The organism is Arthrobacter sp. Soil_N43, from assembly GCF_057655195.1.
Genome location: NZ_JBDGML010000034.1, coordinates 1 through 25,816, shown reverse-complemented (window position 1 = coordinate 25,816; position 25,816 = coordinate 1). Strand labels below are relative to the sequence as shown.

At 66.1% G+C, this 25,816-nt stretch carries 23 protein-coding genes; 12 read left to right on the top strand and 11 right to left on the bottom strand.

Features of this window, described 5'->3' with window-relative positions; translation table 11 throughout:
• The first annotated feature begins 22 nt into the window (after positions 1-22).
• The gene (hrpA, locus tag AC3A3W_RS02235; RefSeq protein WP_487440262.1) at positions 23-3,967 is read left to right on the top strand and encodes an ATP-dependent RNA helicase HrpA; all 3,945 of its coding nucleotides are present in this window, start codon (positions 23-25) and stop codon (positions 3,965-3,967) included.
• Here hrpA and AC3A3W_RS02230 read toward each other — a convergent pair.
• The 3 genes from AC3A3W_RS02230 to AC3A3W_RS02220 are packed head-to-tail and all read right to left on the bottom strand — an operon-like array spanning position 3,964 to position 6,445.
• On the bottom strand, positions 3,964-4,392 hold the full coding sequence (locus AC3A3W_RS02230; RefSeq protein ID WP_487440261.1) for an HIT family protein: 429 nt from the start codon (positions 4,390-4,392) through the stop codon (positions 3,964-3,966). The genes hrpA and AC3A3W_RS02230 overlap by 4 nt on opposite strands.
• On the bottom strand, positions 4,389-5,564 hold the full coding sequence (locus AC3A3W_RS02225) for an NAD(P)-dependent alcohol dehydrogenase (protein WP_487440260.1): 1,176 nt from the start codon (positions 5,562-5,564) through the stop codon (positions 4,389-4,391). The genes AC3A3W_RS02230 and AC3A3W_RS02225 overlap by 4 nt, the downstream gene beginning before the upstream one ends.
• On the bottom strand, positions 5,561-6,445 hold the full coding sequence (locus tag AC3A3W_RS02220) for a sulfurtransferase (protein WP_487440259.1): 885 nt from the start codon (positions 6,443-6,445) through the stop codon (positions 5,561-5,563). The genes AC3A3W_RS02225 and AC3A3W_RS02220 overlap by 4 nt, the downstream gene beginning before the upstream one ends.
• 84 nt (positions 6,446-6,529) lie before the next feature.
• On the opposite strand from AC3A3W_RS02220, the gene AC3A3W_RS02215 reads away from it, so the two are divergent.
• Positions 6,530-7,612 carry a PLP-dependent cysteine synthase family protein gene (locus AC3A3W_RS02215; RefSeq protein WP_487440258.1) on the top strand — a complete coding sequence of 361 codons (1,083 nt, stop codon included), beginning with the start codon at positions 6,530-6,532 and terminating at the stop codon, positions 7,610-7,612.
• Here the strand turns inward: AC3A3W_RS02215 and AC3A3W_RS02210 are convergent.
• On the bottom strand, positions 7,609-8,265 hold the full coding sequence (locus tag AC3A3W_RS02210; RefSeq protein WP_487440257.1) for an MBL fold metallo-hydrolase: 657 nt from the start codon (positions 8,263-8,265) through the stop codon (positions 7,609-7,611). The genes AC3A3W_RS02215 and AC3A3W_RS02210 overlap by 4 nt on opposite strands.
• A gap of 94 nt (positions 8,266-8,359) precedes the next feature.
• Between AC3A3W_RS02210 and AC3A3W_RS02205 the strand changes: the two genes are divergently transcribed.
• Positions 8,360-8,827 (top strand): Fur family transcriptional regulator, encoded by a 468-nt coding sequence (locus AC3A3W_RS02205; RefSeq protein ID WP_240460647.1) that lies wholly within the window; start codon positions 8,360-8,362, stop codon positions 8,825-8,827.
• A 19-nt stretch (positions 8,828-8,846) separates the two neighbouring features.
• Here the strand turns inward: AC3A3W_RS02205 and AC3A3W_RS02200 are convergent, their stop codons facing one another.
• From AC3A3W_RS02200 to AC3A3W_RS02180, 5 genes are all read right to left on the bottom strand, one after another.
• Positions 8,847-9,722, bottom strand: coding sequence for a metal ABC transporter permease (locus tag AC3A3W_RS02200; RefSeq protein ID WP_487440256.1), 876 nt, complete (start codon positions 9,720-9,722; stop codon positions 8,847-8,849).
• Positions 9,722-10,537: a metal ABC transporter ATP-binding protein gene (locus AC3A3W_RS02195; protein ID WP_487440255.1), complete on the bottom strand. Its 816-nt coding sequence runs from the start codon at positions 10,535-10,537 to the stop codon at positions 9,722-9,724. Before AC3A3W_RS02195 ends, AC3A3W_RS02200 begins: the two co-directional genes overlap by 1 nt.
• The gene (locus AC3A3W_RS02190; RefSeq protein ID WP_487440254.1) at positions 10,534-11,502 is read right to left on the bottom strand and encodes a metal ABC transporter substrate-binding protein; all 969 of its coding nucleotides are present in this window, start codon (positions 11,500-11,502) and stop codon (positions 10,534-10,536) included. The genes AC3A3W_RS02195 and AC3A3W_RS02190 overlap by 4 nt, the downstream gene beginning before the upstream one ends.
• 105 nt (positions 11,503-11,607) lie before the next feature.
• Positions 11,608-12,678 carry a hemolysin family protein gene (locus tag AC3A3W_RS02185; RefSeq protein ID WP_487440253.1) on the bottom strand — a complete coding sequence of 357 codons (1,071 nt, stop codon included), beginning with the start codon at positions 12,676-12,678 and terminating at the stop codon, positions 11,608-11,610.
• On the bottom strand, positions 12,675-14,099 hold the full coding sequence (locus AC3A3W_RS02180; protein WP_487440252.1) for a hemolysin family protein: 1,425 nt from the start codon (positions 14,097-14,099) through the stop codon (positions 12,675-12,677). The genes AC3A3W_RS02185 and AC3A3W_RS02180 overlap by 4 nt, the downstream gene beginning before the upstream one ends.
• Positions 14,100-14,639: 540 nt before the next feature.
• Here AC3A3W_RS02180 and AC3A3W_RS02175 point away from each other — a divergent pair.
• The 5 genes from AC3A3W_RS02175 to AC3A3W_RS02155 all read left to right on the top strand — a co-directional run bounded on the left by AC3A3W_RS02175 (position 14,640) and on the right by AC3A3W_RS02155 (position 20,930).
• A complete protein-coding gene (locus AC3A3W_RS02175; protein WP_487440251.1) occupies positions 14,640-18,443 on the top strand; it encodes a multifunctional oxoglutarate decarboxylase/oxoglutarate dehydrogenase thiamine pyrophosphate-binding subunit/dihydrolipoyllysine-residue succinyltransferase subunit in 3,804 nt (1,267 codons plus the stop codon).
• Between the two features lie 172 nt (positions 18,444-18,615).
• Positions 18,616-19,215 (top strand): GDSL-type esterase/lipase family protein, encoded by a 600-nt coding sequence (locus AC3A3W_RS02170; protein WP_205655324.1) that lies wholly within the window; start codon positions 18,616-18,618, stop codon positions 19,213-19,215.
• A gap of 89 nt (positions 19,216-19,304) precedes the next feature.
• Entirely contained in the window at positions 19,305-20,132 is an 828-nt protein-coding gene (locus AC3A3W_RS02165; protein WP_487440250.1) for a DUF4097 family beta strand repeat-containing protein, read from the top strand.
• Complete coding sequence (locus AC3A3W_RS02160) at positions 20,132-20,746, top strand: PadR family transcriptional regulator (RefSeq protein ID WP_487440249.1); 615 nt, start codon at positions 20,132-20,134, stop codon at positions 20,744-20,746. The genes AC3A3W_RS02165 and AC3A3W_RS02160 overlap by 1 nt, the downstream gene beginning before the upstream one ends.
• Positions 20,747-20,855: 109 nt before the next feature.
• Positions 20,856-20,930, top strand: a complete 75-nt coding sequence (locus AC3A3W_RS02155) for a 50S ribosomal protein bL37 (protein ID WP_369299106.1) — start codon at positions 20,856-20,858, stop codon at positions 20,928-20,930.
• Positions 20,931-21,024: 94 nt separating this feature from the next.
• Here AC3A3W_RS02155 and rsrA read toward each other — a convergent pair whose 3' ends face one another.
• Positions 21,025-21,285, bottom strand: coding sequence for a mycothiol system anti-sigma-R factor (rsrA, locus tag AC3A3W_RS02150; RefSeq protein ID WP_205655327.1), 261 nt, complete (start codon positions 21,283-21,285; stop codon positions 21,025-21,027).
• The gene (locus AC3A3W_RS02145; protein ID WP_487440248.1) at positions 21,282-22,184 is read right to left on the bottom strand and encodes a sigma-70 family RNA polymerase sigma factor; all 903 of its coding nucleotides are present in this window, start codon (positions 22,182-22,184) and stop codon (positions 21,282-21,284) included. Before AC3A3W_RS02145 ends, rsrA begins: the two co-directional genes overlap by 4 nt.
• Before the next feature lie 248 nt (positions 22,185-22,432).
• Here AC3A3W_RS02145 and AC3A3W_RS02140 point away from each other — a divergent pair, with 248 nt between their 5' ends.
• From AC3A3W_RS02140 to AC3A3W_RS02125, 4 genes are all read left to right on the top strand, one after another.
• Complete coding sequence (locus AC3A3W_RS02140) at positions 22,433-22,981, top strand: DoxX family protein (RefSeq protein ID WP_487440247.1); 549 nt, start codon at positions 22,433-22,435, stop codon at positions 22,979-22,981.
• A gap of 6 nt (positions 22,982-22,987) precedes the next feature.
• A complete protein-coding gene (aroA, locus tag AC3A3W_RS02135; RefSeq protein WP_487440246.1) occupies positions 22,988-24,382 on the top strand; it encodes a 3-phosphoshikimate 1-carboxyvinyltransferase in 1,395 nt (464 codons plus the stop codon).
• On the top strand, positions 24,366-25,481 hold the full coding sequence (rsgA, locus tag AC3A3W_RS02130; protein ID WP_487440245.1) for a ribosome small subunit-dependent GTPase A: 1,116 nt from the start codon (positions 24,366-24,368) through the stop codon (positions 25,479-25,481). Before aroA ends, rsgA begins: the two co-directional genes overlap by 17 nt.
• A 66-nt stretch (positions 25,482-25,547) precedes the next feature.
• A partial coding sequence (locus AC3A3W_RS02125) for an inositol monophosphatase family protein (protein ID WP_487440244.1) occupies positions 25,548-25,816 on the top strand: 269 nt, incomplete at its 3' end.

Below are 25,816 nucleotides of genomic sequence, written 5' to 3'. Positions count from 1 at the left end.
CCGCAGTAGACTGGGTCCAGCCATGACTTTTCATATCTCCTACCCCGCCGAGCTGCCGGTCTCCGAGCGCCGCGAGGACCTGATGGCCGCTATCGCGGCCAATCAGGTGACCATCATTGCCGGTGAGACCGGCTCAGGGAAAACCACCCAGATCCCCAAGATGTGCCTTGAACTGGGCCTGGGCGAGAACGGACTGATCGGCCACACGCAGCCGCGCCGGCTCGCCGCCCGGACAGTGGCCGAGCGGATCGCGGAGGAACTCGGCGTGGAGATCGGCCAGGAAGTCGGCTTCCAGGTCCGCTTCACCGGTGAAGTCAGCCGCTCCACGAAGGTCAAGCTCATGACCGACGGCATCCTGCTCGCGGAGATCCAGCGCGACAAACTGCTGCGCAAGTACAACGCCATCATCATCGACGAAGCCCACGAGCGCAGCCTCAACATCGACTTCATCCTGGGCTACCTCAAGCGGATCCTGCCGCAGCGGCCCGACCTGAAGGTGATCATCACCTCCGCCACCATCGATCCGGAGCGGTTCGCCAAGCACTTCGGAACCGACGAGGACCCCTCCCCCATCATCGAGGTGTCCGGACGCACCTTCCCGGTGGAGATCCGCTACCGGCCGCTGTCCCAGCCGGCGGGCGGCGCGTCTGCGGGTGACGATGAGGACATCTCCTCCGACGACGAACTCGAGGAGGACCGCGACCCGCTCGACGCCGTCTGTGACGCCGTCGACGAACTGGCCCTCGAAGCGCCCGGCGACATCCTGATCTTCTTCTCCGGCGAGCGCGAAATCCGGGACGCCGCCGAGGCCCTCAACGCCCGGATCCAGTCCAACCGGCGGCTGGCCGGCACGGAGGTCCTCCCCCTGTTCGCCCGGCTGAGCCTGCAGGAGCAGCACAAGGTCTTCCACCCCGGTGGCAACCGGCGGATTGTGCTGGCCACCAACGTCGCCGAAACGTCCCTCACCGTGCCCGGCATCAAGTACGTCGTGGACACGGGCACTGCGCGCATTTCGCGGTACTCACACCGGACCAAAGTGCAGCGGCTGCCCATCGAGCGCGTGTCCCAGGCCTCGGCCAACCAGCGCTCCGGGCGCTGCGGCCGTGTTTCCGACGGCATCGCCATCCGGCTCTATTCGGAAGAGGACTACGAGTCCAGGCCCCAGTTCACCGATCCGGAGATCCTGCGCACCAACCTCGCGGCCGTCATCCTGCAGATGACCGCCATGGGCGTGGCCCGCGGCCCCAAGGACGTGGAGAACTTCCCCTTCGTGGAGCCGCCGGACTCGCGGGCGATCAACGACGGCGTGACGCTGCTTCGGGAACTCGGTGCCTTGAGTGCCGTCAGACCGCAAAACGCACAAGCGGACGCCAAGAGCGGCGGCCTGACCGCCGTCGGGCAGAAGCTGGCGCAGTTGCCGGTGGACCCGCGGCTTGGCCGGATGATCGTAGAAGCGGGAAAACGCGGCTGTGTCCGCGAGGTCATGATCCTGGCGGCCGCGCTTACCATCCAGGACCCGCGCGAGCGCCCAACCGACAAGCAGCAGCTGGCCGCGGAAAAGCATGCCCGCTTCCGCGACGAGAATTCGGACTTCACGGGCTTCCTGAACCTGTGGAACTACCTCCAGGAAAAGCAGCAGGAGCTGTCCTCCACCCAGTTCCGACGGCTGTGCCGCAATGAATTCATCAACTACCTCCGTGTCCGCGAATGGCAGGATCTGTTCGCCCAGCTGCGGCAGCTGGCCCGGCCATTGGGCATCAGCCTGGACAACAAGCGGCAGGCCGACCCCGTCGGCAATCACGAGGGCGTCCACATCAGCCTGCTGTCCGGGCTGCTGAGCCATATCGGTATCCTCGATGAGCGCAAGCGGGAGTATGCGGGGGCGCGGGGCAGCCGCTTCGCGATCTTCCCGGGGTCAGCCCTGTTCAAGAAATCCCCCACGTTCGTCATGGCCGCGGAGCTCGTGGAAACCAGCAGGCTGTGGGCCCGGGTTGCGGCGAAGTTCGACCCGGCCTGGGCCGAACAGGTAGCCCCGGACCTGGTGAAGCGCACCTACAGCGAACCGCACTGGTCCACGAAGATGGGCTCGGTGATGGCCTACGAGAAGGTCACGCTGTACGGCGTGCCCATCATCGCCCAGCGCCGGATCAACTACGGCAAAGTTGACCCCGTTCTGGCCCGCGAGCTTTTCATCCGGCATGCGCTGGTCGAAGGCGACTGGAAAACCCACCACAAGTTCTTCCACCGCAACCGCGCGCTGCTCCAGGAAGTCGAGGAACTCGAGGCGAGGATGCGCCGCCGCGGCCTGCTGGTGGACGACGAAACCCTCTTTGAGTTCTATGACGCCCGCGTGGGCAAGGACGTAGTCTCGGAGCGGCACTTCGACAGGTGGTGGAAGGACGCGCGACAGCAGGACCCGTCCCTGCTGGACTTCGACCAATCGCTGCTCCTCAGCGAAGACGCCGACACCCTTGACGAATCCGCCTATCCCAAGACCTGGCTGCACAAGGGCTTCGAGCTGCCACTGAGCTACGAATTCCACCCGGTGGCGCCCGGATCGCCGCCCAACCCTTCCGACGGCGTCACGGCCGAAGTGCCGGTCCTGTTCCTGAACCAGCTCGAGGATGCACCCTTCCGCTGGCTGATTCCCGGCCAGCGGGTGGAACTGGTCACCGCGCTGATCAAGTCACTGCCGAAGCAGGTCCGAAAGAACTTTGTTCCCGCTCCCGACGTCGCCCGACAGGCGGTAGCGGCGTTGGAGGCCGACTTCGATCCTGCCGAGGACGATCTTGAGCCCGCCCTTGAACTGGTGCTGCGGCGGCTCCGGGGGCATATCATTCCGCCGGGCTCCTGGAACTGGGACGCGGTTCCGCAGCATCTTCGCGTGAGCTTCAAAGTGGTGGACAGCCGCGGCAAGGTGCTGGGCGAGGGCAAGGACCTGGAAGCGCTGCAGGAGCGGCTCGCGCCGGCCACACGGCGTGCCATCGCGGAATCACTCGGGGCCACCCCTGCCACGGCCGGGCCACGCACTCCCAAGAAGGGCTCGCAGGCTTCGGCCCTGCCGCCCCGTGAAGACCGGCCGCAGGCACCACAGGGTTTCACGGAACAGTCCGGCCTGACCGAGTGGTCTTTCGGCACAGTGCAGCGCGAAGTCAGCGTTACGGTCAAGGGGCACACCGTGACCGGGTACCCCGGGCTCGTGGACGAAGGGAAGTCCGTGGCGCTGCGCGTGTTCCAGTCCGCGTCCGAGCGGCAGGAGGCCATGCGCGGCGGCGTTATCCGTCTGTTGGCCCTCAGGGTGCCCTCGCCGGACCGCTATGTCCTGGAACACCTGAACAACACGGAGAAACTGACTTTCAGCCAGAACCCGCACGGCTCGGTGTCGGCCTTGATCGCCGACTGCGCCCTCGCCGCGGTGGACAAGCTCACCCCGGCGGAACTCCCGTGGGACAAGGCCTCGTTCGACGCCCTGTACGAGCAGGTCCGTGCGGAGCTGATCGACACGGTCTTCAGCGTTACCGCCGTCGTGGAACGCATCCTTGCCAGCACGCGGCGGATCGAAAGACAGCTCAAGGGCACCACCAGCCTGGCGCTCATCAGCGCGCTCAACGACATCAAGAGCCAGCTCGAGCAGCTGGTGTTTCCCGGATTCGTGGCCCGGACGGGCTATGCCCAGCTGAGCCAGCTGCCGCGCTACCTCGCTGCCATCGAAAAACGCCTCGAGAAGCTGCCGGGCAATGTGCAGCGCGACGCCCTGCACATGGCCGCGGTGCAGCGGCTGGAGGACGAGTATGACGACGCCGTGTCAGCCCTGCTGCCCGGCCGCCGGGCGGGCGCAGAGCTCACTCAGGTCCGCTGGATGATCGAGGAACTGAGGGTGAGCCTGTTCGCCGTCGAACTTGGCACCGCCTACTCGGTCTCGGAGAAGCGGATCCGTGCCGTGCTGAACAAGGCCCTCGCGGCCTAAGCGTCCGGTACGAACTCGCCGTAGCCCGCGTCGCGGAGCCCGGCGCGGAGCTTTTCCGCGTTGGCGTCGAGCCGGGCAGGGTCCGGGCTGTGGTCCGCGGTGGCGAAATCAAACTCGGCCATGCTGTTCGATGGCCAGACATGCACGTGCATGTGGTTGATCTCGTAGCCGGCCACGATAAGGCCTGCCCGGGCTGCTCCGAACGACTCAACCTGGACCGCGCCGATGCGGCGTGCCACCTCCATGACCTTGGCCAGGGTTTCCGGGCGTGCGTCGGTCCAGCGGTCCACCTCCTCGGTGGGCACGACGAGCGTGTGCCCGTCGGCCAGGGGTCCCATGGTCAGGAACGCCGAGACGTCCGGTTCGCGCCAGACAAACCGTCCCGGGATTTCCCCGTTGAGAATCTTGGTGAACAGCGTGCTCATGCGTCAGCCCTTTCCGACGGTGCCTGCAGGGTGGTTGTATCCAGGACAAAACGGTACTTGACGTCGCCCGCGACCATCCGGTCATACGCGTCGTTGAGCTGGTCCGCCCGGACAATCTCGACGTCGGACACCACGCCGTGCTCGGCGCAGAAATCGAGCATCTCCTGGGTTTCCGCGATGCCGCCGATGAGGGAACCGGCGTACGCGATCCGGCGCCGGATCAGCGCACCGGGGTTCACGGGCGGCATGGCGTCGGAGGGCAGCCCCAGCTGGAAGAGGGCGCCGTCCCGGCGCAGCGTGCGGAAGAACGGGTTCAGGTCGTGCGGTGCCGCCACGGTGTCGATGATCAGGTCGATGCTGCGGTTCGCGGCGGCCATGGCGTCCTCATCGCGGGAAAGGATGACGCTGTCGGCACCGAGTTCCAGGGCTGCCGAAACCTTGGACTCTGAAGTGGTGAACACCTTCACCTCGGCCCCCATGGCCCTGGCGAGCTTGACGGCCATGTGACCCAGGCCGCCCAGGCCCACGACGCCCACCACGTCGCCTTCCTCGACGCCGAAGTGGCGGAGCGGCGAAAACGTGGTGATGCCGGCGCACAGCAGCGGCGCCACGGCCGCGGGGTCGAGGTTTTCCGGGACGCGCAGGACGTAGCGGCGGTCCACAACCACGGACGAGGCGTAACCGCCCTGGGTGACGGCATCGCCGTTCCGGGCGTCCTTCGCACCATAGGTGCCGGTCAGGCCGCGCTCGCAGTACTGTTCCAGTCCGTCAAGACAGCTTTCACATTCGCGGCAGGAGTCAACCATGCAGCCCACGCCCACGAGGTCGCCGGGGGCGAAGTCGTCCACGTCTGAACCTACATGGCTGACCCGGCCCACAATCTCATGCCCGGGGACCAGCGGATAGTTCTGCGTGCCCCATTCCCCGCGGGTGGCGTGCACGTCTGAATGGCACAGGCCGCAGAACTCGATGGCGATTTCGACGTCGTCCGCCTTTGGGGCGCGCCGTGCCACCGTGAGCGGCACCAGGCCGCTGGTGCTGGAGACGGCGCCGCGGGCGGCGGCCAGGCGTCCCACTGTGCGTCCCGCAGTTTCATCCGTGGCCGGAGAAGTGTCATCGGCAAGGGGAACGTGCAGGGCAAGCGGCGGGGGTACGGGGCGTCCAGGAGTCATACTGCGACGCTACCCTCCGCTGCCGGACCAGTGCCAGTCGGACCAGCGGGCTCGGCGCCGGTGGCGACGGGCAGTGAAGGGTCGTTGGACCACTCCGAGAAGGACCCGGGAAACAGTGCTGCGGGGATCCCCGCGATGTCCAGCGCCGCGATCTCGTGGGCTGCGGTGACGCCGGAGCCGCAGTAGACCGCCGTCGGCGTTTCTGCACCCGCGCCCAGCCGGACGAACCGGCGCCGGAGGTCCTGTGCCGGAAGGAAACGTCCGGCGGCGTCGAGGTTTTCGGTGGTGGGGGCGCTGACGGCACCGGGGATGTGGCCCGCGCGCGGGTCCACTGGTTCCACCTCACCGCGGTACCGTTCGCCGGCACGCGCATCGAGCAGTACACCGTGGTTGGCCCAGTCAGCCGCCTGTGCACGGTCGATAACGGGCATGGCGCCGTCGCTGAGCGTCACATCGCCAGGGATCGCTTCCTGCGGCCCGCCCTGCAGCGGCAAACCGGCCCGCCGCCAGGCGGCCAGACCGCCGTCGAGCAGGCAGACGCTGCGGAATCCGGCGTTGCGGAGCATCCACCAGACGCGCGCCGCGGACGTGTTGCCGGCGTCATCGTAGGCAACCACGACGTCACCTGCACGGATGCCCCAGCGGCGGGCTGCGCGCTCAAAGCTGGGCAGCGAAGGCAGCGGGTGCCGCCCGCGGGCGGGCTCCGCCGGTGCGGCCAGCTCAGTGGGAAGGTCAACGTACACTGCGCCGGGAATGTGGGCGTCAAGGTAATGCCGGGGGCCGTCGGGATCACCCAGCGCCCACCGGACATCCAGCAGTACAGTGCGCTGGCCGGAAACCAGCCGGGCGTTCAGCGCAGACACGTCCATGAGGGTATCCACCGGCTCTCCTTCGGATTGGACCGGCCGCTGCCGGCAGCACCAACTCTAACGCCGCGGCTGTCCGGTCGCCGGTAGGCTGAACCGGTGAGCAAAGTACGCAGCGGTGCCCGGGCCTGGGCTGACGAAGCCATCCGTAAAATCAATGCGGAGAACAACCGGTCGGCTGACACGCACCTCTATTCGGTGCCGCTGCCGGAGCACTGGGGCGTCCAACTGTACCTCAAGGACGAATCCACGCACCGCTCAGGAAGCCTGAAGCACCGGCTGGCCCGTTCCCTGTTCCTGTTTGGCCTCGTGAACGGCTGGATCACCGAAGGCACCACCATCGTGGAGGCGTCCAGCGGCAGCACCGCGGTCTCCGAAGCGTACTTCGCGCAGCTGTTGGGGCTGCCGTTCATTGCCGTCATGACGCGCACCACGAGCCCCGAGAAGATAGCACTGATCGAGCAGTTCGGCGGCGCGTGCCTGCTGGTGGACCATGCGTCCGAGGTCTACGCGGCCGCGGCGGAGGTGGCGGCCACGAGCAACGGCCACTACATGGACCAGTTCACCTACGCCGAGCGGGCCACAGACTGGCGCGGCAACAACAACATCGCCGAATCCATCTTCGGGCAGCTCGCGCTGGAAGAGCATCCGGTCCCCCGCTGGATCGTGGTCGGCGCCGGAACGGGCGGCACCAGTGCAACCATCGGGAGGTACCTCCGCTACCACCGGCACGACACGGGACTGACGGCGGTGGACCCCGAGAATTCGGCGTTCTATCCGGGCTGGCGCAGTGGAGCGGCTGACTTCAGCACCGGCCGCCCCTCGCGGATCGAGGGCATCGGACGGCCGCGGATGGAGCCCAGCTTCGTACCCACCGTGATCGACCGCATGATCCAGGTGCCGGACGCCGCCTCCGTCGCCGCCATGCGGCAGCTCCGGGCGCTGGCGGGCCTGCATGCGGGGCCCTCCACGGGGACAAACCTATGGGGAGTCTGGCAGTTGGTGGCTGAGATGATCGCCGAGGGGCAGCGCGGCAGCATCGTTTCGCTCATGTGCGACGGCGGTGACCGCTATGCGGGTAACTACTACAGCCCGGCGTGGCTTGCAGCGCAGGGGCTGGATCCCGAGCCGCATGAAAGAACCATCCGGGAATTTTTCGATTCCGGAGTCTGGAACCCCTAGACGTCCACCGATTCCCGGGCGGAAAGCCGGGCGTACTCCGTGCCGTACCTGGCACCCAGGCGCTTGACGTGGCCCTCCACGAGGTCCAGGCCCGTGCCGTTGAGCAGTCCGTCATGGATTGGAAAGGCCCGCGGGGCGCGCACTCCAATGACAAAGTCCACCACCTCACTGACCTTGTTCCACGGCGCGTGAACCGGAACCAGGAGAGTCCGGACACTGATGCCGTCCGGGATGATGAACGAGTCCCCGGGGTGGTACACGTTTTCCTCCACGAGGTAGCCGATGTTGGCCACTATCGGAACGTGCGGATGAATCAGGGCATGCTGCCCGCCGAAGCTCCTGATCCCGAACCCGGCAGCGTCGAAGGACGTTCCGGGCTCAACCGTGTGGACGCGGGACACGGCTTCCGGTACTTCCTTCCGCAGGTTGTCGGCAACACCCTCCGGTGCGAACAGCTCCAGCTCACGGTTGTCCTTCAGGGCCGACGTCACCGCAGCCACATCGATGTGGTCAGGATGCTCATGGGTGACGAGGACTGCATGGGCGCCGTCGAGCGCCTCGGCGGATTCGGAATACCCGCCGGGGTCAATGACCAGGACGTGTCCGTCTTTTTCCAAGCGGACACAGGAGTGCGTGAATTTGGTCAGCTTCATCCGGCCAGCCTAGGGAACCGGCCGATCAGTGTCCACGGGCCTCCGGCTGGTAATCTTGAACACGCAAGTATCCCTAAGCGAAGCGAGTCCATTCATGCCACACGGCGCCAGCGCTGAAGGCAGGCCGCTGACCCCTCTGGTTGCGGCTGGCGGGAAAGAGCAACGGGTCACGAAGCAACGGCTGGCGGTAAGCGCCGCCCTGGATGAGCTGCACGACTTCGTCAGCACCCAGGAGTTGTATCGGATCCTGCAGAACCAGGGCGTCTCCGTCTCCCTGGCCACCGCCTACCGAATCCTGCAGTCTCTTGCCGACGAAGGCCTCGTGGACGTACTCCGCAACGGCGAAGGCGAGGCCGTCTACCGCCGGTGCGCCGTCACTGGGCACCACCACCATCTCCTGTGCAGGAGCTGCGGCAAGGCCGTGGAAGTGGAAGCGCCCGCCGTGGAGACCTGGGCCGCCCGCACCGCCCAGGAACACGGCTACACCGAGGTGGCGCACACGGTCGAAATCTATGGCCTGTGCCCCGACTGCTCGGCACGGAAGGCCGGCGCTACGCAGTAGGAGGCGGCCTTCCAGGCCGTTAGGCAGTCCGCAGGACCCTGCCGTTAAGCCCGCGCTTCGCGCGCACGCTGCCGATGACTCGGCACACCACGTAGATCAGGAACGACAGCGTGGTCACGTAGGGGCTGATGGGAATGCGGCCACCCAAGGCGAGGAGAATGCCGCCTACTGTGGCGACCATGGCGAACACGACGCTGAGGACCACCACCAGCCGCGGCGAGGACGTCACGCGCAGGGCAGCCGCGGCCGGCGTAATCAGCAGGGCCAGGACCAGGAGCGCCCCCACAATCTGAATCGACAGGGCCACGCTGATGCCCAGGAGCACCATGAAGGCCAGCGCGAGGGATCGCACGGGAACGCCGCGCGCCTCGGCGAGCTCGGGATCGACGCTCGCGAAGCTCAGTGGCCGCCAGATGGCGATCAGGCCGGCCATCACCACCATGGCGGTTCCGGCCAGCGCCTGCAGCTGCACCGTATCCACCGAGACAATCTGCCCTGTGAGCAGGCCGAACTTGTTGGCGGCCCGCCCCTCGTAGAGGGACAGGAAGAGGATGCCCAGTCCCAGCCCGAAGGGCATGATCACGCCGATGATGGAGTTCTTGTCGCGTGCCCTGACGCCCATGAACCCGAGGAGCAGCGCCGCCGCCACCGAACCGATCAGGGAGCCGAACACGACGTCGGCGCCGATGAGCAGCGCAAAGGCTGCCCCGGCAAAAGAAAGCTCTGAGATGCCGTGGACGGCGAAGGCGAGGTCGCGCTTCATCACGAAGGTGCCCACCAGTCCGCCCAGCAGGCCGAGCACCGCCCCTGCCCAGAGGGAGTTCTGGACAAGGACCAGCAGCTCGCCGTAATTTTCGAAGTTGAAGACCGACTGCAGAATGCCTTCCAGATCCATCAGGCGCCCTCTCCCGCCGTGGCGCGGGCATCGTCATGGTGGTGCGTCGTCGCATCCGGCAGTCCGACGACGACGATCCTTCCGTTCGCGTGGATCACATCGACGTGGCTGTCGTACAGCTCGGACAGGACCTCGGTGGTCATCACCTCGTGGGGCGTGCCCACACTGAACCGGCCGCCGGCGAGGTAAAGGATCCGGTCGACGTAGTCGATGATCGGATTGATCTCGTGGGTCACGAACACCACGGCGCTCTCTTGCTCATGGCACTGGTCATTAATGAGTGCACTCACGGCCTGCTGGTGGTGAAGGTCAAGTGACAGCAGCGGCTCGTCGCAGAGCAGCACTTTCGGGTCGGTGGCGAGGGCCTGCGCCACGCGCAGCCGTTGCTGCTCTCCGCCCGAGAGCTGCCCCACGGGGACCTTGGCGTACTCGGTGGCTCCCACGAGGTCAAGCAGTTCATCGATCCGGCGGTCTGCCTTTGCGTTTCCGAGCCGGACTCCCCACCTGTGGCCGTCGACGCCGAGCCCCACGAGGTCCCTCGCGCGCATGGGTGTGTCCGGAGGAAAGGGCTTCTGCTGCGGGATGTAGCCGATCAGGTGGCTCCCCCGTTCCACCGGGTGGCCGCCGAGGGAAGCAGTGCCGGAATGCAGTTCCTGGAGCCCGAGCAGCACTTTGAGGAAGCTGGTCTTTCCGCTCCCGTTAGGTCCCAGGACTGCGAAGAACTCGCCCGGGCGGATGTCCAGGTTGAGATCTTCCCAGAGTGCCCGCCTGCCGAACTTGAGGGAAGCGTCCCGCAGGCTGATCACTGGATTCAAGGTTTCTTCTTCTCCAGGGCAGTAGAGATGTTCTCAACATTGTCCGTCATCCACTCCAGGTAGGTCTTGCCCTCGGGCAAGGTTTCGCTGAATTGCACCACCGGGACGCCGGCGGCGTCGGCAGCGTTTTTCAGTGCCTCCGTTTGCGGTCCTTCGGTTTGTTCGTTGTAGGCGAGGAAGCTCACGTCCGGCGAAGCCGCCAGCTGGGTCGCGGCCCGCAACACGGCCGGGGGCACATCGCTGCCCTCTTCGATAGCGGCCGTGTATTCGGCCGGAGTGCGGTTTTCCAGGCCGGCTGCTTCCAGCAGGTACAGCGGGACAGGTTCCGTCACCGCGACGCGGGCGGCGCTGTGGGCTGCCTTGACCGTTCCGAGCTTCCCCTCCAGGTCAGTTAGCCGCGATTTGAAGGCAGCGGCATTCGCCGTGAATTCCGCTGACGAACCGGGCGCGAGCGTGCCAAGCTTGGTGGCGACGGCGTCGGCCAGGCGTCCCATGGCCGGGACGCTGTACCAGACGTGTTCATTGAACTCGCCGTGATCGTGCGCGTGGCCGCCTTCACTGCTTTCCGAGTGCCCTGCGGCCTCCTCAGGTGCGAGGCCCGAAACCTCCACGGCGCTGACGATGCTGTCGTGGGAGATTTTGCTGTCATCCGCCATTTTGTGGATGAAGTCGTCGTAGCCGCCGCCATTTTCCACGACGAGGTCCGCCTTGGAGATCGCGAGCCTGTCCTGGGCGCTGGCCTCATACGAGTGCGGGTCCTGGCTCGATTTGGTGATGATGGCCTTGACGTCCACCTTGTCGCCGCCGATCGCCTTGACGATGTCTCCGTACACATTCGTGGACGTGACAACGGAGACGCCGGCGTCTGCCTGCTCCTGGGAGGCCGCCGGTGATCCACAGGCTGTCAGCATCAGGCCGGCACCGGCGACGGCTGCGGTCAGGGAGGTACGGAGGGTACGGCGCAAGGGAAAAACCTCGGTTCTGGGGACGGGTTACGGAACGTGCAACCCTACGAGTGTACCGCTAAATAGGAATGATTCCTATTTAGGATTGGTTGCAGCGCCCCTCTGCTATTCGCCATCGGGCTGTCCCAGCCGGCGTATGCCCTTGGCCTGGGTGGCATCACGGATTTCGCCCACCAGTTGCTCGATGACGTCTTCCAGGAAGAGGACGCCCTCCGTCTGGCCGTCGGGGCCGATCACGCGGGCAAGGTGCGAACCGGTACGCTGCATGACGGACATGGCATTTTCTATCTCCGCGTCCCGCGGCAGGTTGGCCAACGACCGGATCCTGCTTTCGGCAATGGGATGCTGGTAGCCCGAGTCAGGAATCGAAAGCACGTCCTTGATGTGCAGATAGCCCGACAGCATGTCGTCGTCGTCCACCATCGGGAACCGGGAGAAGCCGGTACGGCTCACGGCCTTCTCAAACTCGACCGGCGTCGCCGAGGTCTTCAGCATGACCAGCCGCTCCAGCGGAACCATGACATCCCCGGCCGTGTACTCCGAAAACTCGAGCGCGCCGGTAATGAGGCCCGCATCATCGTCCACCAGCCCGTGCCGTGTGGACTCCTGCACGATGGACTGGACTTCTTCCAGGGTAAAGGAGGAGTTGACCTCGTCCCTGGGCTCGATCCGCATCAGCTTGAGCACGTGGTTCGCGGACCAGTTCAGCGCAACGATCACCGGGTTGACGATTCGGGCGATGAACATGAGCGGCGGGGCCAGGAGCAGGGCTGCCTTGTCGGCCACCGAAACGGAGACGTTCTTCGGCACCATCTCCCCGAAAGTCACGTGCAGGAACGTCACCACCATCAGAGCCACGCCAAAGGCGGCCACATCGGCAATTTCCATGGGCACGCCGAGCGATTCAAGGGGAACAGCCAGCAGGTGGTGAATTGCCGGTTCCGCAACGAGCAGGATCAGCAGGGAGCAGACCGTGATGCCCAACTGGGCGCAGGCCAGCATCAGAGAAACGTTCTCCATGGCGCGCAGGGTGGTTTGGGCACGCACGGAGCCGGCGTCAGCGAGCGGCTCGATCTGGCTTCGGCGCGCAGACATCACGGCAAACTCGGCCGCGACGAAGAACGCGTTGCCGATGAGCAGCAGGACCAGCCAGAGAATTCCAGCCCAGTCGCTCATGCCGCTCCGCCATTCCTGGACGAACCGTGCTTGGCCGAACCATTCCTGGCCGGACCGTTCCTGCCGTTCCCCTTGCGGGCGTGGGCGTCCGCCGCGGCGCCGTCCAGGGCGGAGCCTTCGCTGGGCTCACGGTCCGGCTTGAAGCAGATGCGGTCGATCCGGCGACCGTCCATGCGGGTGACGCTGAGCGTTCCGCCGCCCACCGGGACGGTGTCCCCCACTGACGCTATGCGCCCGAGCTCGCTCATGACGTAGCCGCCCACCGTTTCATATGCTGCTTCGTCCGGAACGCTGAGCCCGGGAATCTGTTCGGACAGTTCATCCGGCCGCAGCAGGCCGGGGAAGTACCAGTCGCCGGAGGCGCTTTGCAGCAGGCCCGGCCGTACCTTGTCGTGCTCATCGGCAACTTCCCCCACGATTTCCTCGACGAGGTCCTCCAGGGTGGCGATGCCCGCTGTTCCGCCGTACTCGTCCAACACCACAGCAAGCTGCAGGTTGCCTTCCTTGAGCTCAGCCAGCAGGGCGTCGAGGTGGATGGTTTCAGGGACGCGGAGAACATCCGTCATGATCGCCCCGGCCTCCAGGTTCGCCCGGCGTCCGGCAGGCACTGCAATCGCTTTCTTCACGTGGACCAGTCCGCGGATATCGTCTGCGGAATCGCCGATAACGGGAAACCGCGAATATCCGGTGCGGCGCGCGGCGTCAACGATATCCGAGACGGGCTGGTCGGCGTCGATGGTCTCGACGCGGATGCGGGGGGTCATCACATCGGCGGCCGTCCGGCCCGAGAAATTCAGTGTCCGGGCGATAAAGTTCGCGGTCCCCGGGTCAAGGGTCCCCATCGCCGCCGACCTGCGGACCAGGGAAGCGAGCTCGGCCGGCGTCCGCGCCCCTGAGATCTCCTCTTTCGCTTCGAGCCCGAAGACGTTCAGCACCTTGTTGGAAAATCCATTGAGGACAATGATGGCTGGCTTGAAGATGGCCGTAAAAATCAGCTGTGGCCTTGCCAGGGCCCTTCCCATGCGGAACGACAGGGCGATCGCCATGTTCTTCGGGACCAGCTCGCCGAGCAGCATGGAAAGCAGTGTGGCAATCACCATGGCGAGCACCAGCGAGACAGATCCCGCCACGGCGTCCGGGAGTCCCAGCAGGGTGAGCGGAGCATGCAGCAGCGCCCCCACCGAGGGTTCCATGACATAGCCGGTCAACAGCGTTGTCATCGTGATGCCGAGCTGGCAGCTGGACAGCTGCGTGGACAGCGATTTCAGGCACTTGAGGAGCGGGACCGCCGCCGCGTCGCCGTCGTCCACGGCGCGCTGCACCGTCGGCTGGTCAAGAGCGATGAGGGAGAATTCGACGGCGACGAAGAAACCGGTGCCGAAAATCAGCAGGAAACCTGCTGCGAGAAGAAGCCACTCCATTTAGCGGCCTGCCCGGGGCGGCACAGAGCCAGGCGGAGGATGGTCGGCCGAGGCCTGCGCTGTTTTCAGGGTGGTCCCGGAGAACTGCGGCGAGGCACTTTGACGGGAACGTGAACGGGGTTTGCCGGCTCTGCGGGTGGGCTGCGCGGGACTGCTGATATTGCTCCGCTGACAGCCCCCAGGCCGGCACCTAGATTTACTGTCCATAAGAATTGCAGTCTACAGGAGCACATCCGGGTCGTGGGCTGCGATCGCCAGCCGCCGGCGGCAGGAAGCGCCCGGAGCGCGGCCTGTTTCAGGGGATTGCGGACCAGCGTCCACAGCCGCCGGGAACGAACAGATTCAGCCGGTTTTAAGCCGGACCCATGCCACAATTCAGCGGCTACATGATTTGAGTCACCCTTATTGGCAGTTAACCGCAGATCGTCACTAGACTGGCAGAGGTCTGGGTTCATAGGACACAGAAACTGGTTCGATTGTTGTGCCGTGGCACCGTGGCGACCAGAGGGAATTCAAACTCATGGAAGAGGCGTATTTCAAGTGCCAGAGCAGCCTAGCCACCGTCTACCAGAGGAATTTGGCGGAAACGAGTGGCTCGTTGACGAACTGTACGAGCGTTACCAGCAGGACAAGAATACGGTCGACGCAAAATGGTGGCCCCTGTTCGAATCCTTTGACAGCAGCAACGGCCCGTCCTCCAACGGCGCCCCCGGCCCGGCAGCGCCGGCCCACCCGGCCACCCGCGAAATGCCCGTTGTAGCTCCCCCGGCCCAGGCCCCGGCCTCGGCGGCCCCTGCCCCGCAAGCACCTGCGGCTCCGCCGGCATCGTCGCCGGCAGCCGCACCTGCCAAGAAGGCCCCGGCAACGGTGGCCCGCGATGGCGCGAAGAAGACTGAGGCGGGCACCGGCGCCCAGCCCATTCCGGCCCAGCTGCCCAAGAACGTGAAGGCGCCCACAGCGCCCGAGGAAGACGTTGTCTCCGTCCTGCGCGGTCCTGCCAAGGCCATCGCGTCCAACATGGTCACCAGCCTTGAGGTGCCCACCGCCACGTCTGTCCGGGCGATTCCGGCCAAGCTCCTCATCGACAACCGCGTCGTGATCAACTCCAACCTGGCCCGTGCACGCGGCGGCAAGGTCTCGTTCACGCACCTCATTGGCTACGCGGTCATCCGGGCGCTCTCCCAGTTCCCGTCCATGAACGTGTACTACGACGAAGTGGACGGCAAGCCTGTTGCCGTCCAGCCCGCCCACGTGAACTTCGGCATCGCCATCGACATGCCGAAGCCGGACGGCACACGGCTGCTCATGGTTCCGAACATCAAGAAGGCGGAGACGCTCAACTTCTCGGAGTTCTGGCACACCTACGAAGACCTGATCAAGCGCGCACGCAACGGCAAGCTGACAGCAGACGACCACCAGGGCACCACGGTCTCCCTGACCAACCCCGGCGGCATCGGCACCGTGCACTCCGTGCCGCGCCTCTCCAAGGGCCAGGCCGCCATCATCGGCGTCGGCGCCCTGGACTACCCTGCTGAATTCCAGGGTGCCAGCGAGAAGATCATCGCGCACAACGCCATCAGCAAGGTCCTCACGCTGACCTCCACCTATGACCACCGCGTCATCCAGGGTGCGGGCAGCGGCGAGTTCCTCAAGCTGGTCCACCAGCTCCTGCTCGGTGCCCAGAACTTCTACGACGAGATCTTCGAAGCGCTGCGCATCCCCTACGAGCCGGTTCGCTGGAGCCCGGACCTGCAGGTGGATCCGTCCGACCAGATCAACAAGGTCGCACGCATCCAGCAGCTGATCCACTCCTACCGCGTCCGCGGGCACCTGATGGCGGACACCGATCCGCTGGAGTACGTCCAGCGCAAGCACCCCGACCTCGACGTCCTCACCTACGGCCTGACGCTGTGGGACCTGGACCGCGAATGGCCTACGGGCGGCTTCGGCGGCAAGCCGCAGCTGGCATTCCGCGACATCCTCGGCGTTCTCCGTGACGCCTACTGCCGCACCACCGGCATCGAGTACATGCACATCCAGGAGCCTGCCGAGCGCAAGTGGTTCCAGGACCAGCTGGAACACCCGTATTCCAAGCCGAGCCGCGAAGAGCAGCTGCGCATCGTCTCCAAGCTCAACGCTGCCGAGGCCTTCGAGACCTTCCTGCAGACCAAGTTCGTTGGCCAGAAGCGCTTCTCCCTTGAGGGCGGCGAGTCCCTGATTCCGCTGCTCGACGCGATCATCTCCGACGCCGCCGACGACGGCCTGGACGAGGTTGCCATCGGCATGGCCCACCGCGGCCGGCTCAACGTGCTCACCAACATCGCCGGCAAGACCTATGCCCAGGTCTTCCGTGAGTTCGAGGGCACCCAGGATCCCCGCTCCGTGCAGGGTTCCGGCGACGTCAAGTACCACCTGGGCACCGAGGGCACGTTCACCTCGGACAACGGCAACGAGACCAAGGTCTACCTGGCCGCCAACCCGTCACACCTCGAGGCCGTGGACTCCGTGCTTGAGGGCATCGTCCGCGCCAAGCAGGACCGCCTGGACCAGGGCGAGGCGTTCCCCGTACTGCCCATCATGGTGCACGGTGACGCTGCGTTCGCCGGCCAGGGCGTCGTGGCCGAGACCCTCAACCTCTCCCAGCTGCGCGGCTACCGCACCGGCGGCACCATCCACGTGGTGGTGAACAACCAGGTCGGCTTCACCACCGCGCCGTCCTCGTCACGGTCGTCCACGTACTCCACGGACGTCGCGAAGATGATCCAGGCACCGGTGTTCCACGTGAACGGCGACGATCCCGAGGCCGTGGTCCGCATCGGCCAGCTCGCCTACGAGTTCCGGCAGAAGTTCCACAAGGATGTTGTCATCGACATGGTCTGCTACCGGCGCCGTGGCCACAACGAGGGTGACGACCCCTCAATGACCCAGCCGCTGATGTACAACCTCATCGAAGCCAAGCGTTCGGTCCGCAAGCTCTACACCGAGTCCCTGATCGGCCGCGGCGACATCACCGAGGAAGAAGCGGAGCAGCTGCTTCGCGACTACCAGGAGCGCCTCGAGCGCGTCTTCGCCGAAACCCATGCGGCGCAGACCTCGCCGATCCCGATCATCACGGCGGACTCCGCCGCGGTGTCGGACATCGAGCGGCCGCAGGCCCAGCAGTCGGACTTCGGCACCAACGCCCCGGCGTCCACCGCCATTTCGGCCGACACGCTGGCCCGGATCGGCAAGGCGCACCTGGAAATCCCCGAAGGCTTCACCGTCCACGCGAAGCTCAAGCAGTTGCTTGAGAAGCGCGAGCAGATGTCCCGCGAAGGCGGCATCGACTGGGGCTTCGGCGAGATCGCGGCCTTCGGCTCGCTCATCATGGAGGGCGTGCCCGTACGCCTCGCCGGCCAGGACTCCCGCCGCGGCACCTTCGTGCAGCGCCACGCCGTCTTCCACGACCGCGCCAACGGCAACGAGTGGCTGCCCCTGGGCAACCTCTCCGACGACCAGGCCAAGCTGTGGATCTACGACTCCCTGCTGTCCGAATACGCGGCCATGGGCTTCGAATACGGCTACTCGGTGGAGCGCCCCGATGCCCTGGTGCTCTGGGAAGCGCAGTTCGGTGACTTCGTCAACGGCGCCCAGACCATCATCGATGAGTTCATCTCGTCCGCCGAGCAGAAGTGGGGCCAGCGCTCGTCACTGGTGCTGATGCTTCCGCATGGCTACGAGGGCCAGGGCCCGGACCACTCCTCCGCCCGTATCGAGCGCTTCCTGCAGCTGTGCGCCGAGGAAAACATGATCGTGGCCAACCCCACGACGGCAGCCTCGCACTTCCACCTGCTGCGCCGCCAGGCGTACAGCCGTCCGCGCAAGCCGCTCATCATCTTCACGCCGAAGCAGCTGCTGCGCCTCAAGGCCGCCGCGTCGGCCGTGGAGGACTTCACCACCGGCGGCTTCCGGCCGGTCATTGGCGAGCATGAGCAGCTGCAGGCGGACGCCGTCGAACGCGTCCTCCTCGTCTCCGGCCGTCTGTACTACGATCTGCTCTCCACCCGGCAGAAGACGGGCGACAAGACAACCGCCATCGTCCGCGTGGAACAGCTCTACCCGCTGCCGCAGGCGGAAATCGAAGCGGAGCTGGCCAAGTACCCCAACGCCGAAGTGGTCTGGGCGCAGGACGAACCCGCGAACCAGGGTCCGTGGCCGTTCATGGGCCTGAACCTGCCACAGGCACTGGACCGCAAGATCCGGCTGATCTCGCGGCCCGCGTCGGCATCCACGGCGGCCGGCTCCATGAAGCGGCACGCTGCCGAGCAGGATTCGCTCCTGAAGCAGGCCTTCGCGCGCAAGTAGCAGGGCAACTGCCCGGCCGGACGGTGACATACCGTTCCAGCCGGGCAGTTCTGTTTAATCGGCATGAGTTAATGGACACAGGCGGGGACGTCCGCGGAGGCGCCGGATCGGGCCGCCGTGCGGGCGCATCCGGCACGCAGGGCACGTCCGCAATATAAGTGAAGAGGTAGTAGTGGAAGACAGGAAGCTGCGCATCGCAGCTGTTGGAGATGAACTGCTGGCCGGCCTCGGGGATCCCCGGGCACTGGGCTGGCTGGGCCGTGTGCTGGCCCGCACTCCGCAGGACGGCATGTCCGTTGAGAGCTACGCCCTACCCTGCCCGCAGGAGGGCACCGAAGGCCTCGCGGCCCGCTGGCTCGAGGAAGCCGGCCGCCGCTTCAGTGACCTGCATGAAAACCGGCTGGTCATTGGCCTCTCGGGGCGCGATGTGGAGTTCGGCCTGTCCACCGCCCGGAGCCGGCTCAATCTGGCCAACATTCTTGATTCCGCCACACAGAAGCGGCTTGAGGTTTTTGTCGTGGGGCCGCCGCCGACGCTGGATCCTGCCCACAACCGCCGGCTCGGAGAACTAAACACCGCCTTCGCCGACGTGACGACCCGCCGCAAGCACCACTACGTGGACACGTTCACGCCGCTGCTCAACCATGAACAGTGGCGCCAGGACCTCGCGGCAAACGGAGGCACTCCCGGCCAGGCGGGGTACGGGCTGATGGCGTGGCTTGTCCTCCACCGCGGCTGGTTCCAGTGGCTGGGTATCGACGCTCCGGAATAGCAGGATCCACTCGCGATATATCTTGATCTTGTGCGCGGCGGCATGTAGGGTTGCCGCATAGTCACGATATATCGCAAGTGGAGGGAATCATGGAAGAGCGCTCGTGGACGGTCACCGGCCCGCAAACCATCGATATCGACGGCGTCACTGCGCTAAAGCTCGGTATTGTCAGGGGCCGGTTCGACATCGTCACCCATGCGGAAGACGTGGCCCGGCTTGAGGTCTCGGACGTTCACGGCGACCCGCTCGCTGTGACGCTGACCCATGGCCGGCTGGAGGTCCGGCACCAGTTGCACGGCCCGCAGGGCTGGTTCAAGACCCTAATGGGGGCCGTCAACAACAGCAGCGACAATACCGTGGCGATCAGCATCGCCCTGCCGTCCGGCGTCGAAGTTGAGGCAGGAACCGTCAGCGGCGACGGACTGGTTTCCGGGATCACCGGCCACACCAGGCTCAACACCGTCTCCGGATCCGTCATGTCGGACGGAACGTCCGGTGACCTCCACGTCAACACCGTCAGCGGGGAAGTCATAGCCCGGAACCACCGGGGCGTGCTGACGGCAAAGAGCGTCTCAGGCGAGGTCACGGCGTCGGGCCGGTTCAGCAACATCCGCGCCAACACCGTCAGCGGTGACATGAGCTTTGACCTCCAGGACTTCACCCACGATTTCGGGGCGAACTCCGTTTCCGGCGACCTCACCATCCGGCTTCCGCACGACGTCGGCGTCGACATCGTGGCCAAATCAGCCAGCGGCGCGGTAGTGATCGATGACCAGAAGTACACGCAGCCCGGGGGCACGGTGCAGACCATCGCCGGTCCCGATGCGAAGCTGATGCTGGTCCGGACCAACTCGGTGTCCGGCAAGACCTCCATCTTCCACAGCCCGGCTCCCGCGGACGCAGAAGCGGGACTCTAATGCCACCGGTCTTTGCCCACGGCGCTCTGCGGCTCTACCTCCTCGCCCTCCTGGAGTCCGGCCCCAAGCACGGCTACGAACTGATCAAGGCGCTCAGCGAAAGGTTCGGCGGCACGTATTCCCCCAGCGCCGGGACCATCTATCCGCGGCTGGGCAAGCTGGAGGAAGAGGGACTGGTGGCCACGCAGTCGGAAGGCCGCCGCACCAACTACCGCATCACGGCCGCCGGCCTGGCCGAGCTCAACAGCCGGCGCGACGAACTCGCCGGCGTGGAAAAGGATATTTCGGCGTCCGTGCGCAGGCTGGCGGACGATCTCCGCGCTGACATCCGCAGCAATATGCGCGGCCTGCGTGCGGATCTGGCGGCCTCCGCTGAAGCGGCCCGGTCCGCCGCCATGCCGGCTGCCTCGCGCGCGTCTGCCTCCAGGCCTGCCCCCGAGGCCCAGGTCATGCTCAAGGAAGCGGAAATGCTGCTCCAGGCGTTCAGGGACGACCTGCGCGTGGAGCTCCGCAGGCAGGCCGTCGCGCACCCCATCACCCCGGTGACGCTCGAAACCGTCAGAACGGTCCTCGACCAGGCACGCATCGCAATCCGGAATTCACTGAAAGACTAAGCCGCCCTGCCGCCCCCGCGTCCCCTGATGCCGCCGGTTCGCGGCCCGTCCCGTGATGTGGGAGACTTGAGGGCAGCTCTTTCGAGTACCGATATTAAGGAGGCCAGCTATGAGCAAGCGTGCACGTAAACGTCGTGACCGTAAGCGTGGCGGCGCTAACCACGGGAAGCGCCCCAACACCTAAGCCACGGCTTGAACCGAAGCTTAAACGCAGTGCCCCCGCAACCTGCCGGTTGCGGGGGCACTGTGTTTTTAATGCTCTAAGAACGGGGCCTGCGTCAAGCGTCCACTGGCCGGATGTTGTGGATTCTGTCCAGGATCGCGTTCTTCAGATTCGCCGGAGCGGCTTCGGTGCACGACCGTTTGACCATGTTGCGGATGACGCACTCGAGGTCGTACTGCTCCGTGCATTCCGGACACTCATCAAGATGATGCTTGATCTCCGCAATGTCACTGCGGGTCAGGGCACCATCCAGATACTCGTAGATCCGTTGCATCCGGGCGTCGTCGCAATCGCCCAATCCCTGGCAGTCGCTCATTTCCTGTTCTCCTGTTTGTTGCTTTCTGCTGCTGCATTGGGGTCGGCAGCAGCTTTGAATCCCCGTTCGGCGGCATAGTCAGCCAGCATGTCGCGCAGCATCTTGCGGCCGCGGTGCAGCCGCGACATGACGGTGCCGATGGGAGTGTTCATGATGTCTGAAATCTCCTTGTAGGCGAAGCCCTCGACGTCCGCGAAGTAGACAGCCAGCCGGAACTCCTCCGGGATGGCCTGGAGCGCGCGCTTGACATCCGAATCAGGCAGGTGGTCCAGGGCTTCGGCCTCGGCCGAACGAAGTCCGCTCGAGGTGTGCGACTCAGCCCGGGCAAGCTGCCAGTCCTCTATGGTGTCCGAATTGGACTGCAGCGGCTCGCGCTGCCGCTTCCGGTAGAGGTTGATGTACGTGTTGGTCAGGATCCGGTACAGCCATGCCTTCAGGTTGGTGCCGGGCTTGTACTGGTGGAACGCCGAAAAGGCCTTGGTGTAGGCCTCCTGGACGAGGTCCTCGGCGTCGGACGGGTTTCGTGCCATCCGCATCGCTGCCGAGTACAGCTGGTCCACGTACTGCATGGCGTCGCGTTCAAACCGCGCCCGGCGCTCTTCCGGGCTTTCGGCGGCGACATCAATTTCCTCCGCCGGCGACGCGGGCTGTGGGGTGCTGATGTCCTCGGCGCCGTTCCCGGCGTCCTCTTGCGTGGCCTCTACGGCCGGATCCACGGTGCTCATTGCCTTCAAGTCTACTGTCACCGGCCGGACCGGCCGGGAGACGCCGGCGGCACGGGGTCCGACGCCGTAGGAAACAGCGGCCGGCTCCTCCCGCGCCATGCCGAACTCGCGCACCTCAAATGCGGCTATGTCTATCGGCCCCCGCAACTCCACAGCGTCTTTCACCAAAGTCAAAGCTCCATCTCCACTTCACATTTCCCGCATGGCTGGCCGCTGAAACCCTGCGTCCGGATTCCGCGGCATGCGGCGGCCGGGACGGTGCCCGGCAAGCTGTCATCCCGGAAACGGACGCGGACTACTGTCCCGACCTTTCCGGACCTGCACAGCACAACGACGTCCGGCGGGCAAATATTCCGCAAAAGTGCAAGACTAGAACCGACTCCGCCGCAGTCACCGCGGCTCGTCCATCCAGGAGGAAATTCATGTCCTTAGTCCGTTTTCTCGCCCGGCCTATGCTGGCTTCAAGTTTCGTCCTCGCCGGCGTGGACAAGCTCAGGAATGCGGACGACACTGTGGAGCAGTTGTCCCCCCTCCTGCGGCGCGCTGCCGATGCACTCCCCTTCCAGACCGACGAGAAGGTCCTGGCCCGGGTCATCGGCGGTACGCAGGTGGGCGCCGGCGTCCTGTTCGCTACAGGCAAGGCCGCACGGCTGTCGGCAGGCCTCCTGGCTGTCATCTCGGCCCTGAACGCGTTCGTTGAGTGGCGCAGCGCCGATATCAGCAGCAAGGAAGGCCGTGATGCCCGCCGCACCCAGCTGCTCAAGAACGTCACCCTGACCGGCGGAGTGCTGCTGGCCTCCGTGGACACCGCCGGCAAGCCGAGCCTCGCCTGGCGCGCCGAGCACCTCGCCGCGGATGCCCGGAAGACGGCGAGCCACCTGGCTTCGGATGCCCGCAGGACCACCGGGAAAAAGCTGCACAAGGCTGACAAGGCTGTCCGCAAGGCCGTAGACCATGCAGTGGGGGCATAGGCAGGAATGACAGGATCCATCACGGACGCCACCGCCGGCCACACCGGCGATGCCGGGCACTGGCCCGCGCCCTTTGCGGAGCGGCCCATTGACGCCACGGTGCGCGTCCCCGGTTCGAAGTCACTGACCAACAGGTATCTCGTGCTCGCAGCCCTGGCGGACGGGCCGTCCCGTCTGCGGGCGCCGCTGCACTCGCGGGACTCGGCCCTGATGGTAGGAGCGCTGCGTCAGCTGGGCGCCGACGTCCGCGAGGTGCCGGGTGACGGCCCCTTCGGCCCGGACCTCGAAGTGACACCCATCCCGTCAGATTCCGGTGTCCTGGACGCCGCCATCGACTGCGGCCTCGCCGGCACGGTCATGCGGTTCGTTCCGCCCCTGGCGGCGCTCCGCAAGGGTGTATCCGTTTTCGACGGCGACCCGCACGCCCGCGAGCGCCCGATGGGCACCATCATCGAAGCGCTGGCGGCACTCGGCGTCACCGTCCGCGGCGAAGCCGGCTCAACGCCGTCGTCCCTGCCCTTCCGCGTTGAGGGGACGGGAGAGGTCAGGGGCGGCCATCTGGTAATCGACGCGAGCGCGTCATCCCAGTTTGTCTCCGCCCTGCTGCTGGTCGGCGCACGCTTCACCGAAGGCCTGCACCTTGAACACTCCGGCGACTCCGTACCGAGCCTGGACCACATCAATATGACAGTGGCCGTGCTGCGTGGAGTCGGCGTGGAGGTGGACGACGCAACACCGAACCACTGGATCGTCAGCCCGGGACCAATCCGCGCCTTTGACGAACGCATCGAACAGGATCTGTCCAACGCCGGGCCCTTCCTCGCGGCGGCCCTGGCATCCGGCGGCACCGTTCGCATTCCGGACTGGCCTGAACACACCACGCAGGTCGGCGACCTGTGGCGGAGCATCCTCACGGAAATGGGTGCCGCCGTCACGCTGGACGCCGGAACACTGACCGTCACCGGCGGAAACGAGATCCGCGGCGCGGACTTCGCCGACACCAGTGAGCTCGCCCCCACCGTGGCCGCCCTCTGTGCGCTCGCCACCGGCCCGTCCCGGCTCAGCGGCATCGCCCACCTGCGGGGCCACGAGACGGACCGCCTGGCCGCGCTGGTCGCGGAAATCAACGGGCTTGGCGGGGATGCGCAGGAGACAGAGGACGGACTGGTCATCCGGCCCGCCAAGCTCCATGGCGGCGTGGTCCGCAGCTACGCTGACCACCGGATGGCCACAGCGGGCGCGATCCTCGGCCTGGCCGTCAGGGGCGTAGAGGTCCAGGACATCGGCACCACGGCCAAGACCATGCCGGACTTCCCACAGCTGTGGGCAGACATGCTCGCGCAGGGCAGCGCCCCGGCCCATGGGAACGGCGCAGGGACCCCCGGTGGCACGCAGCACTGACTCCTGGGACGAGTCCGACGTCCGGATCCGCCCCAACAAGAAGGGGACGCGGCCCCGCACCAAGGACCGGCCCGCCTACGAGGACGCCGTCACCGGGCGCATCATCACCGTTGACCGCGGGCGCTACACGGCCGTGGTGGGCGAGGACTCCGGCGATGAACGCACCGTCATCGCCGCCCGCGCCCGGGAGCTCCGCCGCTCCCCCGTGGTGGCCGGCGACTTCGTGTCCCTCGTGGGCGACGTGTCCGGCGACCCCGACACATTGGCCCGGCTCGTAAAGATCCAAGACCGGAAGACGCTGCTGCGGCGCAGCGCCGACGACACCGACCCGATCGAACGGGCCGTCGTGGCCAACGCGGACCAGCTGGTGGTTGTGGTGGCCGCAGCGAACCCGGAACCCCGCACCGGGTTCATCGACCGTGCGCTGGTGGCCGCGTACGACGCCGGCATCGAGCCGCTGCTGCTCGTCACCAAGGCCGACGTCAAGGACCCCGCGGAGCTGCTGGACAACTACCGCCACCTCGACTTCCCCGTCATCATCAGCCGAACGGCCGACTCGGCGGCCTCCGGCATCGACGCCCGCTCCGACGACGGGCTGTCCGCCCGCCTCGACATGCACGCAGTTTCCGAGCTGCGCGCCCATCTGGACGGCAAGGTCACCGTCATGCTCGGCCACTCCGGCGTCGGCAAATCCACCATGGTGAACGCGCTGACCGGAGCGGAGCGGGCTACCGGCGGCGTCAACGCCGTCACGGGACGCGGCAGGCACACGTCGTCGTCGGCCCTCGCGCTGAAGCTTGCCGATGCGCCCGCCGGGAGCTGGATCATCGACACCCCGGGTATCCGTTCCTTCGGGCTGGCCCATGTGGATCCGGACCGGATCCTGCATTCCTTCCCCGACCTCGAGCCCGGTACGGAGGCCTGCGAGCGGGGCTGCAAGCACGATGCGTCCGCCGTGAACTGCGGCGTGGACGCCTGGGTGGAGGCCGGCAATGCAGGACCCTCCGGCCCTGCCCGCCTTGCCTCCCTGCGCCGGCTGCTCGGCACCGATCCGCGCATGGAAGCCCAGGAAACGAAGGAACTGGGAAGCGTCAGCTGAGCCGCACGGCGCCTCCGGCGTGCGGACATCCCCGCCCCGCCGGGCCTTTGACGGTAGTTTGGAACCATGACCCAACCCGCTTCGAGCTACAACGATGACCTGAGACTTGCCCATGTGCTGGCGGATTCCGTGGATGACCAGACCATGAGCCGGTTCAAGGCGCTTGACCTTCAGATCGAAACCAAGCCCGACCTGACGCCGGTCACGGATGCCGACAAAGCCGCCGAGGAGTCCATCCGGGGCCAGTTGTCCCGGTCCCGGCCCCGGGACGCCGTTCTTGGCGAGGAGTTCGGCAGTTCCGGCCACGGCTCCAGGCGCTGGATCATCGACCCGAT